At 70.6% G+C, this 18,048-nt stretch carries 17 protein-coding genes; 10 read left to right on the plus strand and 7 right to left on the minus strand.

Features of this window, described 5'->3' with window-relative positions; all coding sequences use genetic code 11:
* The first annotated feature begins 2 nt into the window (after positions 1-2).
* From J2S59_RS08000 to J2S59_RS08010, 3 genes are all read left to right on the plus strand, one after another.
* A complete protein-coding gene (locus tag J2S59_RS08000; protein ID WP_068124398.1) occupies positions 3-971 on the plus strand; it encodes an asparaginase in 969 nt (322 codons plus the stop codon).
* Between the two features lie 100 nt (positions 972-1,071).
* A complete protein-coding gene (locus tag J2S59_RS08005) occupies positions 1,072-1,479 on the plus strand; it encodes a hypothetical protein (RefSeq protein WP_068124400.1) in 408 nt (135 codons plus the stop codon).
* A gap of 98 nt (positions 1,480-1,577) precedes the next feature.
* Positions 1,578-3,392: a DUF4012 domain-containing protein gene (locus J2S59_RS08010; RefSeq protein ID WP_068124402.1), complete on the plus strand. Its 1,815-nt coding sequence runs from the start codon at positions 1,578-1,580 to the stop codon at positions 3,390-3,392.
* Here J2S59_RS08010 and J2S59_RS08015 read toward each other — a convergent pair.
* A complete protein-coding gene (locus J2S59_RS08015; protein ID WP_068124404.1) occupies positions 3,337-5,154 on the minus strand; it encodes an FAD-dependent monooxygenase in 1,818 nt (605 codons plus the stop codon). The genes J2S59_RS08010 and J2S59_RS08015 overlap by 56 nt on opposite strands.
* Positions 5,155-5,289: 135 nt before the next feature.
* Between J2S59_RS08015 and J2S59_RS08020 the strand changes: the two genes are divergently transcribed.
* From J2S59_RS08020 to J2S59_RS08050, 7 genes are all read left to right on the plus strand, one after another.
* Positions 5,290-5,886: a DUF1989 domain-containing protein gene (locus tag J2S59_RS08020; protein WP_068124406.1), complete on the plus strand. Its 597-nt coding sequence runs from the start codon at positions 5,290-5,292 to the stop codon at positions 5,884-5,886.
* 83 nt (positions 5,887-5,969) lie between these two features.
* Positions 5,970-7,199, plus strand: coding sequence for an MFS transporter (locus tag J2S59_RS08025; RefSeq protein WP_306824995.1), 1,230 nt, complete (start codon positions 5,970-5,972; stop codon positions 7,197-7,199).
* Positions 7,200-7,204: 5 nt separating this feature from the next.
* On the plus strand, positions 7,205-8,152 hold the full coding sequence (locus J2S59_RS08030; protein WP_068120281.1) for a PDR/VanB family oxidoreductase: 948 nt from the start codon (positions 7,205-7,207) through the stop codon (positions 8,150-8,152).
* A gap of 13 nt (positions 8,153-8,165) precedes the next feature.
* The gene (locus J2S59_RS08035; RefSeq protein WP_306824996.1) at positions 8,166-9,362 is read left to right on the plus strand and encodes a Rieske 2Fe-2S domain-containing protein; all 1,197 of its coding nucleotides are present in this window, start codon (positions 8,166-8,168) and stop codon (positions 9,360-9,362) included.
* Between the two features lie 16 nt (positions 9,363-9,378).
* Positions 9,379-10,176 carry an alpha/beta fold hydrolase gene (locus tag J2S59_RS08040; RefSeq protein ID WP_068124640.1) on the plus strand — a complete coding sequence of 266 codons (798 nt, stop codon included), beginning with the start codon at positions 9,379-9,381 and terminating at the stop codon, positions 10,174-10,176.
* Positions 10,173-10,298 (plus strand): hypothetical protein, encoded by a 126-nt coding sequence (locus tag J2S59_RS08045; protein ID WP_281366805.1) that lies wholly within the window; start codon positions 10,173-10,175, stop codon positions 10,296-10,298. Before J2S59_RS08040 ends, J2S59_RS08045 begins: the two co-directional genes overlap by 4 nt.
* A complete protein-coding gene (locus J2S59_RS08050) occupies positions 10,295-11,581 on the plus strand; it encodes a M20 family metallopeptidase (protein WP_220138619.1) in 1,287 nt (428 codons plus the stop codon). Before J2S59_RS08045 ends, J2S59_RS08050 begins: the two co-directional genes overlap by 4 nt.
* 35 nt (positions 11,582-11,616) lie before the next feature.
* Here the strand turns inward: J2S59_RS08050 and J2S59_RS08055 are convergent, their stop codons facing one another.
* The 6 genes from J2S59_RS08055 to J2S59_RS08080 all read right to left on the minus strand — a co-directional run bounded on the left by J2S59_RS08055 (position 11,617) and on the right by J2S59_RS08080 (position 17,427).
* Entirely contained in the window at positions 11,617-12,348 is a 732-nt protein-coding gene (locus J2S59_RS08055) for a TetR/AcrR family transcriptional regulator (RefSeq protein ID WP_220138618.1), read from the minus strand.
* A gap of 5 nt (positions 12,349-12,353) precedes the next feature.
* On the minus strand, positions 12,354-13,667 hold the full coding sequence (locus J2S59_RS08060; protein WP_181642597.1) for an MmgE/PrpD family protein: 1,314 nt from the start codon (positions 13,665-13,667) through the stop codon (positions 12,354-12,356).
* On the minus strand, positions 13,657-14,691 hold the full coding sequence (locus J2S59_RS08065) for an LLM class flavin-dependent oxidoreductase (protein ID WP_068124635.1): 1,035 nt from the start codon (positions 14,689-14,691) through the stop codon (positions 13,657-13,659). The genes J2S59_RS08060 and J2S59_RS08065 overlap by 11 nt, the downstream gene beginning before the upstream one ends.
* Complete coding sequence (locus J2S59_RS08070) at positions 14,688-15,536, minus strand: alpha/beta fold hydrolase (protein ID WP_068124632.1); 849 nt, start codon at positions 15,534-15,536, stop codon at positions 14,688-14,690. Before J2S59_RS08070 ends, J2S59_RS08065 begins: the two co-directional genes overlap by 4 nt.
* 32 nt (positions 15,537-15,568) lie before the next feature.
* Positions 15,569-16,498 carry a DODA-type extradiol aromatic ring-opening family dioxygenase gene (locus J2S59_RS08075; protein ID WP_068124630.1) on the minus strand — a complete coding sequence of 310 codons (930 nt, stop codon included), beginning with the start codon at positions 16,496-16,498 and terminating at the stop codon, positions 15,569-15,571.
* Positions 16,499-16,584: 86 nt separating this feature from the next.
* Positions 16,585-17,427: an IclR family transcriptional regulator gene (locus J2S59_RS08080; protein ID WP_220138617.1), complete on the minus strand. Its 843-nt coding sequence runs from the start codon at positions 17,425-17,427 to the stop codon at positions 16,585-16,587.
* Positions 17,428-18,048: the final 621 nt, after the last annotated feature.

An 18,048-nucleotide genomic window follows, 5' to 3' on the forward strand; every position in this document is an offset into this window, starting at 1 on the left:
CCATGGAGTCCTCACAGGTGCTGGTCGAGGTCGTGCGCTCCGGATTCGTCGAGGGACGCCACCGCGGCTCGATCGTCGCGCTGGCTGCGGACGGGTCGGTCGACTGGTCGGTTGGGGACGTCGAAGGCCCGTTCCTGCCGCGCTCGTGCAACAAGCCGATCCAGGCGCTGGCGCTGCTGCGCGCCGGCTGGGACCCCATCGACGAACGGCACCTCGCGCTCGCCTGCGCGTCCCACTCCGGCGAGGACTTCCATCTCGCCGGTGTCCGGGAGGTCCTGGCAGGCGCCGGGTTGGATGAATCCGCGCTGCGGACCCCGCCGGACTGGCCACTCGATGAGGCCGTCCGCGACGACCTGATCCGCGCCGGCGGGGAGAAGGCGCCCGCACTCATGAACTGCTCCGGCAAGCACGCCGCGATGCTGGCGGTCTGTGTCCAGCGCGGCTGGGACACCGCGACCTACCGGGATCTCGAGCACCCGCTGCAGCAGCTGGTGACCGAGACGTTCGCCGAGCTCACCGGCGAGCCGATCGCGCACATGGCCGTCGACGGGTGCGGTCTGCCGCTGCTGGCGACCTCGCTCCGTGGACTCGCCCGCGCCTTCCGGGCCCTCGCGACGGCCACGAGCGGCCCGGAGCTCCGCGTCGCCGAGGCGATCCGCTCCCACCCGGCGTACGTCAGCGGGTCGACCCGCGACGAGCTGCGACTCCTCGAAGCCGTCCCCGGTGGGATCGGCAAGAGCGGGGCAGAGGCGAGTCAGGTGTTCGCGTTGCCCGACGGGCGCGCCTGGGCGCTGAAGATCGAGGACGGGGGCGGTCGGGCGCGGCCCGTCGTCATGGCCGGGGCGCTCGACCGATCGGGGGCCCTCTCCGAGCCCGGTGTCGACGCGGACGCGGTGCGGCAGATTGGACGGGCGCCGCTGCTCGGCGGCGGGCACGAGGTGGGTGAGCTGCGCCCGTTGTGGGATCGGTGAGGTTTGTCCGGTCCCGCTTCGGGGAGACATTCGAGCAGTGATGCGTTACCGTCTATCCGGACCCACAGATCTTTGCCCACCCTCTACGGGGAGTTTGTTTATGAAGAAGACCTTCGTCGCAGCTGCGACCTCGGCCGTCCTGATCGCCTCGCCGGTCGCGCTGACCATGTCGAGCGCCTCCGCGAACCCCTACGCAGGCTCCGTCCCGACCGCCGGTCAGGCGAAGGTTCCCGCGAAGCCGGTCGCCAAGCGCAAGCCCGTGCGCGTCAACTTCCGCATCGCCACCGGCGGCAACGGCAAGGCTGCCGCCAAGGTCTTCATGACCATCCGGCACCGCGGCACCGGCCGCATCTGGATCATCTCGCGCAACTACCGCGGCGGGGTGGCCAAGTGGCAGTTCGGGCGCAACCTGCCCCGTGGTCGCTACGTGATGAAGATGGAGTACTTCACGCCCAACGGCTCGGTGTTCCAGAACGGGCAGCGGATCGTGCGCTTCGCCAAGCGCTGATCACCCCCAGCATCGTCGGAAGGGCCGCACTCCTCGAGTGCGGCCCTTCTGCGTGTCCGTGATCCGCGTCGCCAGCTGTGACAGGAGACAATCGCGCCGTGCCCGCTGACCTGCAGCCCGAGTCTGGATCCCACGACGCCTCCGGACGCGCCGCGCGCAGGCGTCGTCGACGCATCGGGTGGAGCATCGGCGGCGGTCTGCTCGTCGTCCTGCTCGCCGTCGCGGCGTACGGCGCGTGGCAGGTGTGGACGGTGCGCGGGGACCTCGTCGCGGCGCAGGACCACGCGCGCGAGCTGCAACGAGCTCTGCCTGGGGACGACCCCAGCGCGCGCGAGCGTGCGCTGGAACGGATGATCGACCGGGCCTTTGCTGCCCGTGATCGCACCGAGGGTGGGTTCTGGCGTGCGGGTGAGCGGCTGCCGTTCCTCGGCGACGACCTGCGCACCGTGAGTGAGGTCGCCAACGTGATCGCGGATCTCGCCGAGCGCGGGGCTTCCCCGCTTCTGGGCTCCGCCGCCGGCCTCACGCCTGCATCCTTCGCGCCGTCGGGTGGGGTGATTCCACTCCAGCCGCTCCGGGATCTCGAGGCGCCGGTCGTCGACGCCGCTCCGGCCTTCGCCGAGGCCAGTGAGCGGGTGCGGGCGCTATCGACGGACGGACTGCTCGGACCGGTCGCCACCCAGGTGATCCGTCTGCAGGACGAGCTGCTGCCGGTCACCGACGGGGTGGTCACCGCTGCCCGGGCGTTGCCCCTGCTGCCCGGCATGCTCGGTGGCGAGGAGGAGCGCAACTACCTCGTGCTGTTCCAGAACAACGCGGAGGCGCGCGCCACGGGTGGCCTCGTGGGCGCGATGGCGCTCGTGAGCGCCGACGACGGACAGCTGGCGCTCGGGCGGCAGTCAGGTCCGGTCGAGTTCGGCGAGCAGCCAGACCCGGTGCTGCCGCTGACCGACGCTGAGCTCACGCTCTATGACGAGCAGCTCGGGACGTACTTCCAGGACGTCAACTTCACGCCGCACTTCCCCCGTAGTGCCGAGCTAGCCCGCGCCTTTTGGGCGGTGCGTTATGACGACGAGCTCGACGGGGTGTTGTCGATCGACCCGGTGGCGTTGTCGTACCTCCTGCGCGCCACCGGCCCGATCGATGTCGCAGGCCGGACGATCAGCGCCGACAACGCCGTCGACGTGCTGTTGAACCGGGTCTACGTGGAGATCGAGGACCCGGTGGCGCAGGACGCGTTCTTCTCCGCTGTCACCGGCGAGGTGTTCAGCGCCCTGACCGATGGTGTCGATGACCCGGGCGCCATGCTCTCCGCGCTCGCGCGTGGTGCGGGGGAGGGGCGGCTCCTCGTGCACTCCTTCCGTGACGCCGAGCAGGAGCAGCTGGCTGGCACGAAGGTCGCCGGCGAGCTGCGCACTGAGCCTGCCGACGTGCCGTTCGTCGACGTCTCGGTCAACGACGCGACGGCGTCGAAGATGCAGTACTACCTCGACTACGGCGCACGCGTCACGAGCGAGCGGTGCACTGCCGACGGGGTGCAGGAGCTGTCGGGCCGGGCGATCTTCCGCTCGATCACGCCGTACGACATGAGCGAGCTGACGCCGAGCGTCACCGGGGGCGGCAACTTCGGCACCGAGCGTGGTTCGCAGCTCTTGCTCGTGCGTCTGCACGGACCGGTGAATGGCGCCATCAGCGGCGTGCAGGTCGACGGGGTCGCGGCCGAGCCGATCGCGACCGCCGCAGAGCGTGGCCGGCCAGCTCAGGTGCTCACCGTCCTGCTCGAGCCGCAGCAGGAGGTCGAGGTGACGTGGTCGATGACCACCGGCCCGGGGCAGGCCGGGGACGCGGCCGTGCGGGTCACCCCTGGCGTGCAGCCGGTGGCCAAGTCGAGTGTGGCTGCGTCGAGCTGCTGAGGATCGAGCTGCTGAGGATCGTCGCCACGGTCGCTCCGAGCAGCTCCTGGGCGTGCTCGTCGCCGACGGTCTCCGCGCAGCGCCAGGCGATGTAACCATCGGGGCGGACCAGCAGAGCGCCGCCCTCGGGCATGTCCCGGCGACGGGCCCAGTCGTGGTAGAGGTCGCGCGTCCCGTCGGCTCCGATCACGACTGCATCGAGGAACGCGAGCGACAGCCGGTCCACGGCGGTGACCCACGCAGTCCCTGCGAGGCCCGTGAGGAGCGTGAAGCGACCTTTTCCGACGATGTCGAGGGTGGAGATCCTCCGACCCTGCGCGTCAACCAGCCACACGTGCGGCAGCTTCGCACCCGGTCGTGTGGTCGCCCGGTGATGGAGGACCGCGTCCTCCGCGTCAGGCTCGTCCCCGGCGTCTCCCTCGGGGACGACGGCTCCGGAGCGGTAGTGCTGACCGAGCTCGACGCCCAGAGCGTTGAACTCGAAGTTCTTGCGCGCGATGGCTGCCGCCAGGGCGTCGCGGGCTGCGACGCCCTCCGGCCCGGCTTCGCGCAGGTGGACGATGCTCGGCTGTCCGAGCTTCGCGGCGTCGGGGTCCAGCAGGTCGTTGAGCTCCTGGTAGTCGAGCCGGGACTGGTTCGCCCGCGCGACCACCTGGCGCCCGACGGGTGCTCGCTCCTCCGAATAGCTGTCGAGCAAGGTCTCGTCCGCCCACCCGCGGACGACGTACGCGAGCTTCCAGGCGAGGTTGAAGGCGTCCTGGATGCTGGTGTTGGATCCCAGGCCGCTGCTGGGAGGGTGCCGGTGGACCGCGTCGCCGGCGCAGTGCACGCGCCCGCGGGAGTACTCGGTGGCCCAAGCTTGGTTGACCTGCCACGCCGAGACGTTCTCGACCTGCACCGCCACGTCATGGTTGCCGATCATCTCGCGGATCTTCCGCTCGGCGGGGGCGTGGTCCAGGTCGGGTGCGTCGTCGAGGTCGTATCCCCACCCGGCGATCCACGTGGTCCAGGGGCGGACGACGCGGAGGGTTCGCATGCCGATCTCGCCGAAGGCCGGCGCCAGGATCCGGTGCAGGATGCTCGGCCGGTGGGCGACGAGTGCGGTCAGGTCGGCGTGGAAGCGGGCATAGACCGTGCCGGCGCGGCCCATGCGTCCCTCGAAGGGCAACCCGATCTGCTCGGCGATGCGCGAGCGAGCGCCGTCGGCGCCGACGAGGAACCGGCTCCGCACGGTGCTCTGCTGACCGTTCAGCCGGTCGCGGACGGTTGAGGTGACGCCATGCTCGTCCTGGTGGTGGTCGAGGTACTCGACGTTGAACGAGACCTGCGCACCGCGGACGGCGGCGCCATCCACGAGGATCGGCTCCATCAGCGGCTGGGGGAGATCCAGCAGCGGGCACGGGCTCGCGGTGAGGTAGTCGCTACGGCGGTCGTCCCCCGTGCCCCAGGTCCGCAGACGGGCCACCTCGTCGCCGGTCAGGCTGGTGGCGAAGACCATGTCGCCCATCAGCTCCCACGGCGTGCCGACCCGTCGGACGGCGTCCTCGACGCCGAGATCACGCAGGACCTCCAGCGCACGCTGGTTCGTGATGTGCGCCCGGGGACTGTTGGCGAGCCAGCTCCGTTGGTTGATCACTCGCGTGCGGATCCCGTAGGTGGCGAGGGCGAGGGCGGTCGTCGCCCCGGCAGGGCCGGTCCCCACGACGAGCACGTCGGTGTCATACGCGGCGGACCCGTCGGATCCGGACTCGCTCGTGCTCATTGATCCCACTCCTCGACGTCGCGCCGCGCGTTCGGAGTGGTCGATCGTCGCATCGACCAGCACACCCGGCCCCGGGGTGTTCCGTCGCCCGGGACAACACCCCGTCGCGGCGGCGAATGCGGCTAAGCCTTGAGGATGGACATCGACGTCGTCATTCCGCCGCGGGGGTTCCTGCGGGCTCGCCTCGTCCCGGCGGGCGCATGCCTGCGCATCACCGATCTGGGGGGTCGACAGGCGGTCGACGTGATGCTGAGGTCCGCCGCGGACACCCGGGACTGGTTGTCGTGCATCTTCACGACCCTGCTCAACGGGACCGACCGCATCACGACCGGCCACGTCCTCTACAGCAAGGCGGCCACGCCGCTCGCGACCGTGACGCAGGACGACGTGGGCCGGCACTGGTTCGGCGGAGGGTTCTGCTCGGAGGAGACGAATCGATTCCGCTACGGGGTGGAGGGCACCATCAACTGCCGCGACAACCTCGCGGCGAGTCTCGCCGACTGGGTCGGCCATCCGATGGACCTGGAGCTGGACGCCTGCGCGTCGCTGTTCATGGCGATCGCGTACGGCGCCGGCCGGGTCTCGATCGAGGAGTCCCCGAGCAGGCCCGGCAGCGTGTTCGAGCTCCGCGCCGAGACCGACCTCCTCGTCGGCCTCTCCAACTGCCCGGCCGACCGCAACCCCGGCAACGGATTCCAGCCCTCCGAGGTGCGGGTGCAGGTCGGCTCCTGACGCTCGTCCCGTCGGGCGGGACGGACCGGCCCCGAAGTGCGTTCGATTCCTGTACCGTACTAAGTACGCGAGGGAGGTGAGAGATGTCGGAGACGGTCATGCCCGCCAGGAGGGCGAGGCGACGCGAGCCCGGTGAGGGCAGCGGTCGTGCGGTCGCGGGTGTGGTGGTGACGATGATCAGCGTCTCGGCGCCTCCGTTCCTCGTCGGCACCGTGGCCATCCAAGTCGCGGCGACCATGGCGTTCTCCGCTGCTCAGCTCGGGACGGCCGTCGCCGGTTATTACCTGGTCTCCGCCGTCGTCTCCCCGATGGGTGGCCGGCTCGCGGGCCGCCTCGGCCCGACGCTCGCCATGCGCGTGGCCTGCTTCGGCGCCACCCTGGGCTTGATCGGCATCGCGCTCGCGCCCAGCGCGGGTGCCATCGTCGTCGCGTTGAGCCTGCTGGGCCTGCCGAACGCGCTGGTCCAGCCGGCGGCCAACCAGGTCCTGTCCGACACCGTCCCGGTCCACCGGCAGGGGGTCGCGTTCGGTTTGGTGCAGTCGGCCATCCCGTCGGCCACACTCCTCAGCGGGTCGCTGCTCGCGATCTTCGGTGCGGAGAACCAGTGGCGGGCAGCGGTCTGGTCCGTCGTGGTCTTGACCCTGGTCGCACAGCTCGCCATCCGGCGCCCCCGCACCGGACCACAGGAAGCGGCTGCCGGTCGCCAGGTGAGCGCTCGACCCCTCCCGGCTCCGCTCGGGGGAGCGCCCCTCATGACCGCGCTCGTGCTGGGGGCGGTCCTTGCCTCGATGGCGGCGACCACCCTGCCGTCCTTCGTCGCCTCCACCGGGGCGGCCCGCGGGATGGGGCCTGGCGAGGTGGCCACCGTGCAGGTGCTGGGAAGCCTCACCTGCATCGGCCTGCGGGTGCTCGCCGCGTGGCGCGGGTCGCTGTTCGGCGAGTGGCGCGTCCTCGGCGTGGTCGCGGCGATGCTCCTGGTCGGCGCGGCGGGATTCGGTCTGCTCGCCGTCCCCTCCGCCACGGTCTTCTGCGTCGGGGTCATCGTCGCCTACGCCTTCGGCTGGGGATGGAACGGTCTGTTCAACCTCAGCGTCTCGCGCGCCCGGGTCGGCCGAGTCTCCGCAGCCACCGGTCTGACCCAGGGCGGAGTCTTCCTGGGTGGGGTGCTGGGGCCGTTGGTCTTCGCCTGGGCGCTCGATGCCCGCGGTGTCGGAACCGCCTGGCTCATCGTCGCCGTCGCCGCGTTCGCGGCATCCGTGTCAATCGTGCTCGCCGCCAGCCGCTGGGCCGGCGCCGACGAAGTGAAGGAGTGAGGTCCATGTCCGAGGAAGAGGGAGTCCTCGACCTGATGGTCGAGTCACTCACGAGGATCGCCGACGGCGTGCTCCAGGTGACCCTGGTGGATCCGGACGGGTACTGGCTGCCCGAGTGGACGCCCGGGGCGCACATCGACATCGAGACGCCGGCAGGTCCGCGGCAGTACTCCCTGTGCGGAGACCCCGAGGACCGCACGCGATACACCATCGGCGTCCTCCGCGAGTCGGCCTCGCGCGGCGGGTCGACCCACGTCCACGACGTGCTGCGCCCCGGCGACCTGGTCGAGGTCGGCGGTCCCCGCAACCACTTCGAGCTCCTGCCCGCCAAGCGCTACCTCTTCATCGCCGGCGGCATCGGCATCACCCCGCTGCTCCCGATGATCCGCGACGTGGAGGCACGAGGCGAGGACTGGAAGCTGGTCTACGGTGGCCGGTCCCGGGCATCCATGGGCTTCCTCGAGAAGCTCGCCGCCTACGGCGACAAGGTTGAGCTGTGGCCCGAGGACGAGCACGGGCTGCTCCCCCTCGACCGGCTCCTGACGGACGCCCCCGACGACCTCGGCATCTACTGCTGCGGCCCGTCCGGGCTGCTCGACGTCATCGAGGGCAGGTGCGAGACCCTCGCCGGAGTGAGCGTGCACCTGGAGCGGTTCACTGCGAAGGACCTCTCCGGTCTCGTCGACACCCCGTTCACCGTGATCTGCGCCAAGAGCGAGGTCGAGCGCGAGGTCCCGGCCGGCACCAGCGTCCTCGACGTCCTCGAGCAGGAGGGCATCTCGGTGTCCAACGCCTGCCGCGAGGGCGTCTGCGGCTCCTGCGAGGTGGCGATCCTCGACGGCACGCCCGAGCACCGTGACTCGATCCGTGTCGGCGCCGAGCTCGACGACACCTCGAGCCTCGCCGTCTGCGTCTCGCGCGCGACGACCCCCCGACTCGTACTCGACATCTGATCCAGGAGGAACCATGACCATCACTTCAGGCGAGCAGCGCGTCGCCAAGCGCCGCGCCCGTACGGAGAAGCCGACCGAGCCGAAGCCCGAGTCCCCGGGCAACGACTGGTCCTTCTGGCCGACCTACGACTCCGCGTCGCTGGGGTTCCGCAACTACTGGTACCCGCTGATGTGGGCCGAGCAGATCGGCGACAAGCCGGTCCCGGTGACGCTGCTGGGCGAGAAGATCATGCTCATCCGCGACGGCGACGACATCCGGGCGCTGCATGACCGGTGCCCGCACCGTGGTGTGCCGCTGTCGCTGGGCCGTCGTCAGTACGAGGGCACGATCAGCTGCCCGTACCACGGCTGGACCTACAAGCTGGACAGCGGGAAGATGTGCGCCGCGCTCACGGACGGGCCGAGCTCCCCGATCAACAACAAGATCTCGGTGCGCACCTACCCCGTCGAGCAGCGCCTCGGTCTGGTCTGGGTGTACGTCGGCGACGGCGAGGCACCGCCGGTGGAGCGGGACATCCCCGCCGAGCTGATCGAGAACGACTTCGCGGTCGGTGGCCGCTGGGACATCCGCCAGGGCAACTGGCGCTTCGCCGCTGAGAACGGCTTCGACGAGGGCCACGCGAAGTACCTGCACAACACCGCGCTCTGGCGGCTGTTCAAGGTGATGCCGGCGTGGAACGAGACCAGGATCGTCGAGGAGGACAGCTGGCTGATCCGCGTCCAGGACGCCGTGCACTGGGAGGCCGACTTCCCGGGCCTGGGCAAGTGGACCAACAAGCGCTGGTACAAGCGCATGCCGCTGCCCGACGCCCCGGGCAAGGCGGAGGACATCAACCCCGTCATCAAGAGCCTGGACATCCCCGGCTTCGTCTCGATCCGGCTCCCCGGACTGCTGCGCGTGGCCTACCCGCACTTCATCCACTACGAGTGGTACGTGCCGGTCGACGAGGACAACGTCCGCTACGTCCAGCTGATGGTCCGCTTCGAGAAGGGCCTGAAGGCCGCCGCGTTCAAGGCGAAGTACCTCGGCGCGATCCGCTGGCTGTTCCACGGCCAGTTCACCGCCCAGGACGCGTGGATGGTCGACGTCATGGACGCCCCGCCGGAGAAGCTGTACCGCCCGGACCTGTCCCTGACGGCGTGGCGGCGCCACATCGAGAAGGTCGCGCCCGTCGCCCAGCAGGACCCGACGGTCCGTGTCATCAAGTGAGGCACCGGCCCCGCCGGTGAGGCTCGCCCATCGCCTCACCGGCGGCCGGGACGGCGTACCCGTGCTCTTCCTCCACGGAGGAGGGCCCGGGTGCGCCAGCTATACCGACTTCCGCACCGCCGCGGCGGCGATCGCGCCGGAGCGGCCGCACCTGTTCGTCGACCTCGCCCAGTACGGCGCCTCCGAGGCGCCGCGCCACAGCGAGCCGGCGTTCGACTACCACGTGCGTCAGCTGACGGCGACGCTGGACCTCCTGGAGATCCCGCACGTCGACGTCGTGGCCCAGTCGCTGGGCGGATCGGTCGCGATGCTGATGGCCGCCACGTCACCGGAACGGGTCGGACGCCTCGTGGCGACCGGCAGCCAGCCGGTCCCCGACGACCGATCGGACACCTCGTTGGCCGTCCAAGCGCGCTCGCGCTACTACGGCGGCGAGGGGCCGACCTGGCTGAAGATGCGCGAGCTGATGGCGCAGCTCGAGTGGTGCGACGGCAGCCGGATCCCGGAGGTCACCGTGCGTGAGCGGTACGGCTCCAGCATCACCCCCTGGGCGATGGCGGTGGCCGACGGCACCGGCCGCGGCACCCCGCAGAGCCTCGACGCGCAGATCCCCGCGGTGGGTGCGCCCACGCTCCTGGTCTGGGGCGCGCAGGATCCGTTCGCGTCGCCGGCGTACGCCGCCACCATCACCGGGAGGATGCCACGGGGGGAGCTGGTGGTCCTCGACGAGACCGCCCACCACCCCCAGGCCGAACGTCCCGACGACTATGCCCGTGTAGTGAACGAGTTCCTCGACCGGAAGGACCACCGATGATGAATGCTCCTCTGCGCACCGTCGTTGTCGCGCTCGCCCTCGTGGGCGGCGTGGCAGCAGTCAAGAAGGCGCTCGCGCGCTACAACGGCACCGTCGTCCGCGACGTTCGGCAGGGCCGGTGACGTCTCTCGACCAGGCGGTCGCGCAGGTGATGGGCCACGTCAGCCCTGACCTGCTGCGCGAGATCGTCGTCGGCCTGGTGGACATCCCGAGCCCGACGGGGGAGGAGGCGCCGCTGGCCGCGTGGGCCGCGCAGCACCTCGCCGACGCCGGGGTCGAGGCCCGCCCGCAACCGATCGACGACCGCCAGGCGAACGCCGTCGGTCGCGTGCGGGGTGCCGGCGACGGGCGCTCGTTGCTGCTCTACGCGCCGATCGACACCCTGACCACGGGCAACGCGGACGAGGACGAGCCCTGGGCCGCGGATCGTCTGCGCCCCGACATGCAACCGGTCGCCCAGGTCGACGGCGATCACGTCATCGGCCTCGGGGCGAGCAACCCCAAGGGCCACGCCGCGTGCGTGATGGCGGCGACCGAGGCCATCAGGGCCAGCGGGATCGAGCTCGCGGGCGACCTCTGGGTCGGCCTCGGTGCCGGGGGCATGCCGACGAACCGGCGGGCGCGCCCCGACCTCCCGCGCGAGAACGCCGGTCAGGGGGTCGGTTGCTCGTTCATGCTCGAGCAGGGGATCTTCCCCGACCACGCCGTGATCGCCAAGCCCGGTGGGGCCGTCGCGTGGGAGGAGGTCGGTCTGTGCTGGTTCGACGTCACGGTGCGCGGCACCTTCAGCTACGTCGGTAGCCGGCACCGGATGCCGTACGTGAACCCGATCGTGGAGGCCGGCAAGGTCGTCGCCGCGCTGGAGGAGTGGTTCCCGGAGTACTCCGCTCGCCACACGGCGGGCCTGGTCGCACCCCAGGGCAACATCGGATCGATCCGCGCCGGCTACCACCACATGCCGGCGGTGTCCCCCGCGTCCTGCGTGCTGCGCGTCGACCTGCGCACCAGCCCGGATGCGCCGCCCAACCAGGTGGCGCGCGAGTTCGGCGAGCTGATCGACCGGGTCCGTGCCCGGCACCCGGAGCTGCAGGTGGACTGGGACATGGTGCTGGCGATCCCCGGCACCCGTACGCCACAGGACGACCCGGTGGTCGTCGCCGCGGTCGACGCCTACGTCGCCGAGCGCGGCCGGCCGCACGAGCCGATCGTCGCGAACAGCGGCGCGACCGATGCCAACATCCTGCGGGGGCGAGGCGTTCCGACAGCCCGGATCGGCATGGACCGGATCGGGCCGGACGCACCGTTGGCGTTGGACTTCCCCGCCGGGATGAACGTGGTGGACGTGCGCGAGATGGAGCGGTTGACCCGGTGGCTGGTCCGCACCGCGCTCACCATCTGCCGCTGAGGTGATGGCCCGCCTGCGACGAGCTGATCGTGGGGTCAGCTGGGCGAGGAGATGTCGAGCGTCGCCTCGACGATGTCGCACAGGCATGACACGCCGAACCGGAACTGCTCCTCGCCCGGCAGCTCGATCAGCTCGTCGCGCAGCTCCACGAGCCGGGGGAACTCGGCCCGGGGGAGGGCGGCGTAGTAGTGGCGCTGCTGTCGGCGCAGCTCCGACTCGTCGACCTCGTCGGCCGGAGCGCCGTCGCTTCCCCATGGGCGCACGGCTTGGTAGCCGGCGAACCCGAGGGCATAGATCATCAGGAAGCCGTAGCTCTTGACCGCCAGCGGTCCGGGGATGCCACTGCGCATGAGCCGGTCGATGACGACCTCCATCGCTCCGCGGCGCGCCCGCTGGCTGGTGGTGACCCGCGACGAGAGGATCTGGGCGATCGAGGGATGGTCGCGCATCAGGCCGCGGAAGGCCGATGCGACGCTCTCGATGGCCTGGCGCGGCGACTCGTCGGGCGGTCCCTCCGGAAGTTGGAGGGAGCCGAGGGCCTCGTCGGCCATCGCGTCCAGGATCTCTTCCTTGGAGCGGAAGTAGCCGTAGAACGTCATGGTGCCGATGCCGAGTGCGTTGGCGAGACTGCGGACGGTCAGCTTCTCCAGTCCGCCTTCGTCGGCGAGGGTCAACGCCTGTCGGGCGATCATCTCGGCGTTCAGGGCTCGGTCACGCGAGCCGTTGCCGCGGGGCTGTGAGGTGATCTGGTCCATGGCGTCGCTCACTCTAGTCATCCGTTCGTCGGCGTGAGGCGTGCTTGCAGCTCGAGCGAGCTCAGGTCTTGACACGTGTCGATTACGAGGAGATCACCCAGGACCTCGTCCGCGACCGCCCGGGGGACTCCGGCGTCGGTCAGGGTGCGTCGGCTCTTCGCGATGATCGCGTCGTCCCGCACGCTCGGCGGTTGCCGTTCGAGGACATCCGTCTCGCCGGTGTCCGTGCGGAGGTGGACCCGGCACCCCCAGGAGCCGGCGGGCGCGTCGGGGAGGGGCCGGAGCTCGAGGGTCGGGAGGCGCGCCGGGTCGGGCAGCGCGGCGGCGCGATAGAACCGCGCGTCGGCAACCCGGCCGTCGAGGGCTGCCGCGAACACATGGGCCAGGCTGGCGGCCGCGGCGGTGGCGTCGGGCACCTCGATGGCGCTCGACACGAACCGCAGCAGCGGCTCCGGAAGCTCGACCACCACCGCGGTGACGCGCTCGAGCGGCAGGTGGGTGTCCTGGAGGGCAGCGGCGACCCCCTGCAGCGGGCGCGCACAGGGGAACGGCTTGACGAGCGTCGCGGTGACCCCGGCGCCCGGCGCCGGTGCGACCGCGGCTCGCCACGACGGCATCGCGCGGGCGATCGGACCGGCGAAGTAGGTGGCGGAGGCACCTAAGCCCCGCTCCGCCAGGAGGGCCGCGCGCATGCCTGCGACGCTGGCGTCGGCCGCCGCAAGGTAGTGACCCGCCCCGAGCTCGTCATCGGAGAGCAGGCCACCGGTGCGCGCAGCGGCGATGCCCGAAGCCGCCGCCTGCTGCTGCTCGTCGAGGGCGAGCACGACCCCGACCGCGGCGGCGGCGCCCAGCGCCCCGACCGTGGAGCTCGGCCACCAACCGTGGCGGTAGGCCTCGGGCCCGCCGAGCGCCCTTCCGCACGTGGTAACGACGTCGTACCCGGCCAGGATGGCGTTCACGAGCACGTCGCCGGAGACCCCGCGCCAGACCGCGACGTGCAGGGCGGCGGGGATGATCAGTGCTGCGGGTACGACGGCGGAGGCCGGCTCGATGCTGTCGAGCTCGTCCACGTGACACGCGAGGGCGTCCAGGCGGACGGCTTGCTCGAGTCCGAGGTCGCGCGCCGCGAACGACGCATGGGGGCCGGCCTGCAGCCACGCTTCGGCAGCCGCGACCTCGGTGACGAGCGGATGGGAGGCGCCCAGCCGCATGCACGCGACCGCGTCGACGAGCTCCAGCACCGCGCGCTGCCGAGCCGCGTCCGGCGCCGAGCCCGACCGGTGCGTGATCGAGGCGATCTCCGCACCGGTCAGGCTCCCGTCAGCGGTCATCGACACCGAGGAGCGGCAGCACCTTCGCAGCGATGTCGTCGCGCAGGGAGTACGGGAGGTCGTAGGAGCCGACGTGCTGCAAGAAGATCGTCGTGGCGCCGAGCGACTCCGCGTCCCGCATGCGGGCGACGATCTCCTCCGGCGTACCGAACAGCGCGAAAGCACGCGCGAAGGTCACCGCGTCCTCGTCGCTCACCCAGCGTGAGCAGTGCTCGACGGCCAGGTCCCAGTCCTCCGCGTGCACCAGGTCCGGGTAGATCTCGGGGACGTGCGACGGCACCTCGATCTCCAGACCGGCGCTCGCCAGCGCGCTGCGGCCACCGTGCTGGGCGATGCCCGCACAGATCGGCTTCAGGATCCGGGCGTCGCGCTCGATGTCGTCGGTGACCCGGGCGTGGGCCGAGACGATGATCTCGACGGACTCCGGGTCCCGACCGGCCGCCTCGGCACCTTCGCGCACCAGACCCACGGCACGGGTGAGCAGTGGCGTCGAGACGCCACTGAGCAGGACCGCACCGTCGGCGACCTCGCCTGCAAGGCGCAGGTTGCGCGGGCCGCTGGCTGCCACCAGCACCGGTACGCCTGGATAAGGGTCACGCAGCCGGACCGAAGCCTCGCCGAAGCTGGCTTCCTCGCCCGCGAGCAGGCGCCGGATAGCGACGATGCCGTTGCGGAGCTCCGCACCCGTGCTCGGCGAGAGGCCGATGGGCTCGACGGAGCTGTTGCCGACACCCAGGCCGAGCCGGAACCGGCCGTCCGCGGCCTCGGCGACCGTCCGCGCCAGCGACGCGACGACGCTGGGGTGGCGCGTGGCCACGTTGGTCACCGCCGTCCCCAGTCCGATCCGTTGCGTGGCCTGCGCGGCGGCGAAGAGTGTCATCCACGCGTCGCGCCACAGCACCTGCGAGTCCGGCACGTAGATGTCGTCGAAGCCGGCGCGCTCGACCTCGGCGGCGAACTCGCCCAGCTCCGCCACCGGCTTGCACGGCGGGACGCGCAGGCCGATCCGCAACGAGGACGTCATCGCTGAGCTGCCAGGAACTCGAGCGTCTCCTTGTTGAAGCGGTCGGCGTGCTCGTGCTGCGGCCAGTGCCCGCACTCGGGATAGATCGCAAGCTCGGAGCCCGGGATCGCGGCGCTCATCGCTCGCGCCTCGGGGACGTCGCCGAACGGGTTCTCCGCACCCCAGACCACGCGGGTCGGGGCCGTGATGCGACCCATCTGCTCGGGGGTGAGCAGGTCCTGGGTCCGGTTCTCCATCTCCTGCAGGCAGAGCAGGTGGTCGATGTTCTCGACGAAGCTCGGCCGGTGGTAGATCGTGTGGCGGACGTCGACCAGCTCCTCGGTGACGTTGACCGGGTCGTGCATCAGGAGCTCCAGGCGGGCCCGGGTCAGGTCACGATCGTCGGTCATCACTGCGCGTCGGGTGCTGGCCTTGATCCGCTCCATCACCTCAGGGTTGGCAACGGTGCCGCCGGCGGCGACGAGCGCGAGGGTGCGCACCCGCTCGGGGTGGTCGGCCGCAAGGCGACCTGCGACCCAGCCGCCCAGGGACTCACCGATGAAGTGGGCGGACTCGATGCCTTGGGCGTCGAGGTAGTCCAGGACGTGCTGGACATAGCCCGGGATCCGGTAGGGCACCTGCGGGCTGTCGGTGTAGCCGTGGCCCATCATGTCGACCGCGTGGCAGTCGTAGTGCTCCGACAGCACCGCGACGTTGCGGACGAAGGCCTCCAGGTGTCCGCTGGTGCCGTGCAGCATGATGATCGGCTCGCCGCTGCCGGCGCGCAGGGCGCGGGTACGCAGGCCGCCCGCGTCGACGTACTCGACGGCGAAGGGGACATCAGAGAGTTCGGTCCAGATGGTCAAGGGTTCTCCTAGGTGCTGGTGTGTAGGGCGGATCAGGCGGGTTCGACGACGGCCACACCCATGCCGGTGAGCCACTCGTCGACGGCGGAGTAGGCGAGAGTGCGGCCGCGGCCGCCGACAGCGGCTGCCATGGCGATCCAGGATCGGATCTCCTGAGCGCCGTTGCCTGCGACGTCCTCCACCTCGGCGTTGGTGAGCTCGAGCGTGCGGGAGAGATCGCCGGCTTCGAGCTGGGCCAGGAAGTCCTGGTCGAACGCCGGGTTGATGTCGGCCTTCGCCGCGCGAATGATCTGCCGGCGCCGTACCTCGAACTCCTTCCACTGCTCGCGGCCGTTGAGCCAGGCCTCGACCAGGAACTGGTCGTCCTCCGAGAGCGCGTCCGCCCAGTCGGGCCACGGCAGGCGATGGGACAACCCGCCGGACGCGATGACGGCGACCCGCTTGTCCGCACCGTCGGCCTCGATCACCCTGCGCAGTGACTTCCCGATCGCCTGCGCCCGCGGGAGCGGGATCAGCGGGGGAGCGAACATGTTGAGGACGACCGGGACGATCGGCACGTCCAGCTCGGGCACCAGGTGCTGGAGACTGTGGGTGATCCCGTGGTCCACAGTGAGGCGCAGCGAGAACGCCGGGTCGAAACCGTCGTCGACCAGTCCGTCCACCAGGCTCTTGGCGAGCTGGGTGTCGACGGGCAGCGGCCCTGCCGGCGTACCGGCCTCGCCCGCGCCGTTGACCTCCGCGACGCCCACCGTGATCGAGGGCATCAGGTCCAGGAAGAGACCCCGGAAGTGGTTGGAGCCGATCACGACGATGGTGTCGGGTCGGCGCTCTGCCAGGAAGTCGCGTGCCGCGTGCAGACCATCGCGGAAGCGGTGCGCCTCCGGCAGGTGGTCGACTTCCTCCCAATGGGTGTTCATCAGGGTGCTGTGGGATGCGGCGACGCCGCCAACCACCGTGCTCATGTGCTCAACTCCTGATCGGATTGCCTGATCGTTCGTGACGTTGTGGGGGATGCGGATCGTGGCCCGTCGGCGCGCATCCTCGTGGCTCAGGTCATACGCATGGTGACGACCCGTTCACCCCTGGGGGAGTCCGCTTCCCGTGAGACGGAACGAGTCCCGTTCTCCAACACCTCCTGGGCATTGCGCAGGTAGCGCGACAGGCCGAGCGCGGATGTCTTCACCGCCGCCGCGAGGTGCGGCATGCGGTAGGCCGAGACCGGGACGGAGATCGACATCGCCGCAACCACCTCGCCCTGCACGAGGACGGGGGCGGCGACGCACTCGCGTCCGATCGTCGCCTCCTCGCGTTCGAAGGCGAGGCCCGTCGCGCGCACCTCCGACAGCTCACGACTGAGCCGGGCCGGGTCGGTGACGGACTTGTCGGTGATGCGGCGCAATGGTCGTGCCAGGTAGTCCGCCCGCACCTCGTCGCTGCTGAAGGCGAGCAGTGCCTTGCCGATGCCGGTGCAGTTGAGCGGAAGGCGTCCGCCGACCCGGGAGGGCAGACCGAGGTCGGAGTGCCCGTGGATCTTCTCGACGTAGACCACGTCGACTCCCTCGCGCACACCGAGGTGGACCGTTTCGTGCGTGGCCATGAACAGGTCCTGAAGGAACGGCAGTGCCGCCAACCGGAGCTGTTGCTCGACCGGGACGAGGCTGCTCAGCTCGAACAGCGCGATCCCCAGCTGGTAGCCCTGCTCGTCGTGGGAGAGCAGCCGGTGCTCGATCAGCACGTGGGCCAGGCGGTGCACCGTCGACTTCGGCATCCCCGTCCGCTGGGCGAGGTCGGCCAGCCTCAAGTGCATGTCCCCACTCCGATAGGCCTGGAGGATGCGGAGGCACTTCTCGAGCATGTTCGCCTGGTCGCGCGAGGGTGTGTTCCGCGTCACGGGACGACCTCCTTCGCTGCGAATGAGCGCCCTTAGCCTGCGAACGCCGGGCCCGGAGCACTGCGATGCCGGGCGATTCGAAGAACATCCCGGCGGAACGTCGCCGTAACAACCGCGAAACCCGTAGAGGGAATGCTGTGCGCTCGACCAACAACGTACCGTACATAGTACGGGACGATGTGCTTCGCGGGAAAGGGAGAGGGTCCGATGAACACCTGCGCCACGCGGATCGGCCGTGATGAAGCCCGGCGATCTCGCGGCACCGGGCTGCCCCTAGCGCCGTCACGTGCTCGCGGTGCGCAGTTCCGTCGCACGGGACGCCTGGCTGCGCGGCGTCGGGGCGGACTTAGCCTGATCCGACGTTCGGATACCGGCAGCCCGCTCGCGGGCCCTGGCGATCCGGTGAGCTGCACCCGGCGGGAAGGCCCCGAAAACCACATGAAAACCTTCGAGAAAAGACTTCCAATCTCGGCCCAGCGATGTACCGTACATTGTACGACGGGCCCGCTGGATGGGTTCGGACCGCGGAATCAGCCCGCCGCCGGCAGCGCATGCGGCCGCCTGGTGCGTCCTGCGTCGTGGGACCGGTCTCGTCGTTTCAATCAGCGCCACGGCGATGGC

It is taken from the genome of Nocardioides massiliensis (genome assembly GCF_030811215.1).
Taxonomy (GTDB): Bacteria; Actinomycetota; Actinomycetes; order Propionibacteriales; family Nocardioidaceae; genus Nocardioides_A; species Nocardioides_A massiliensis.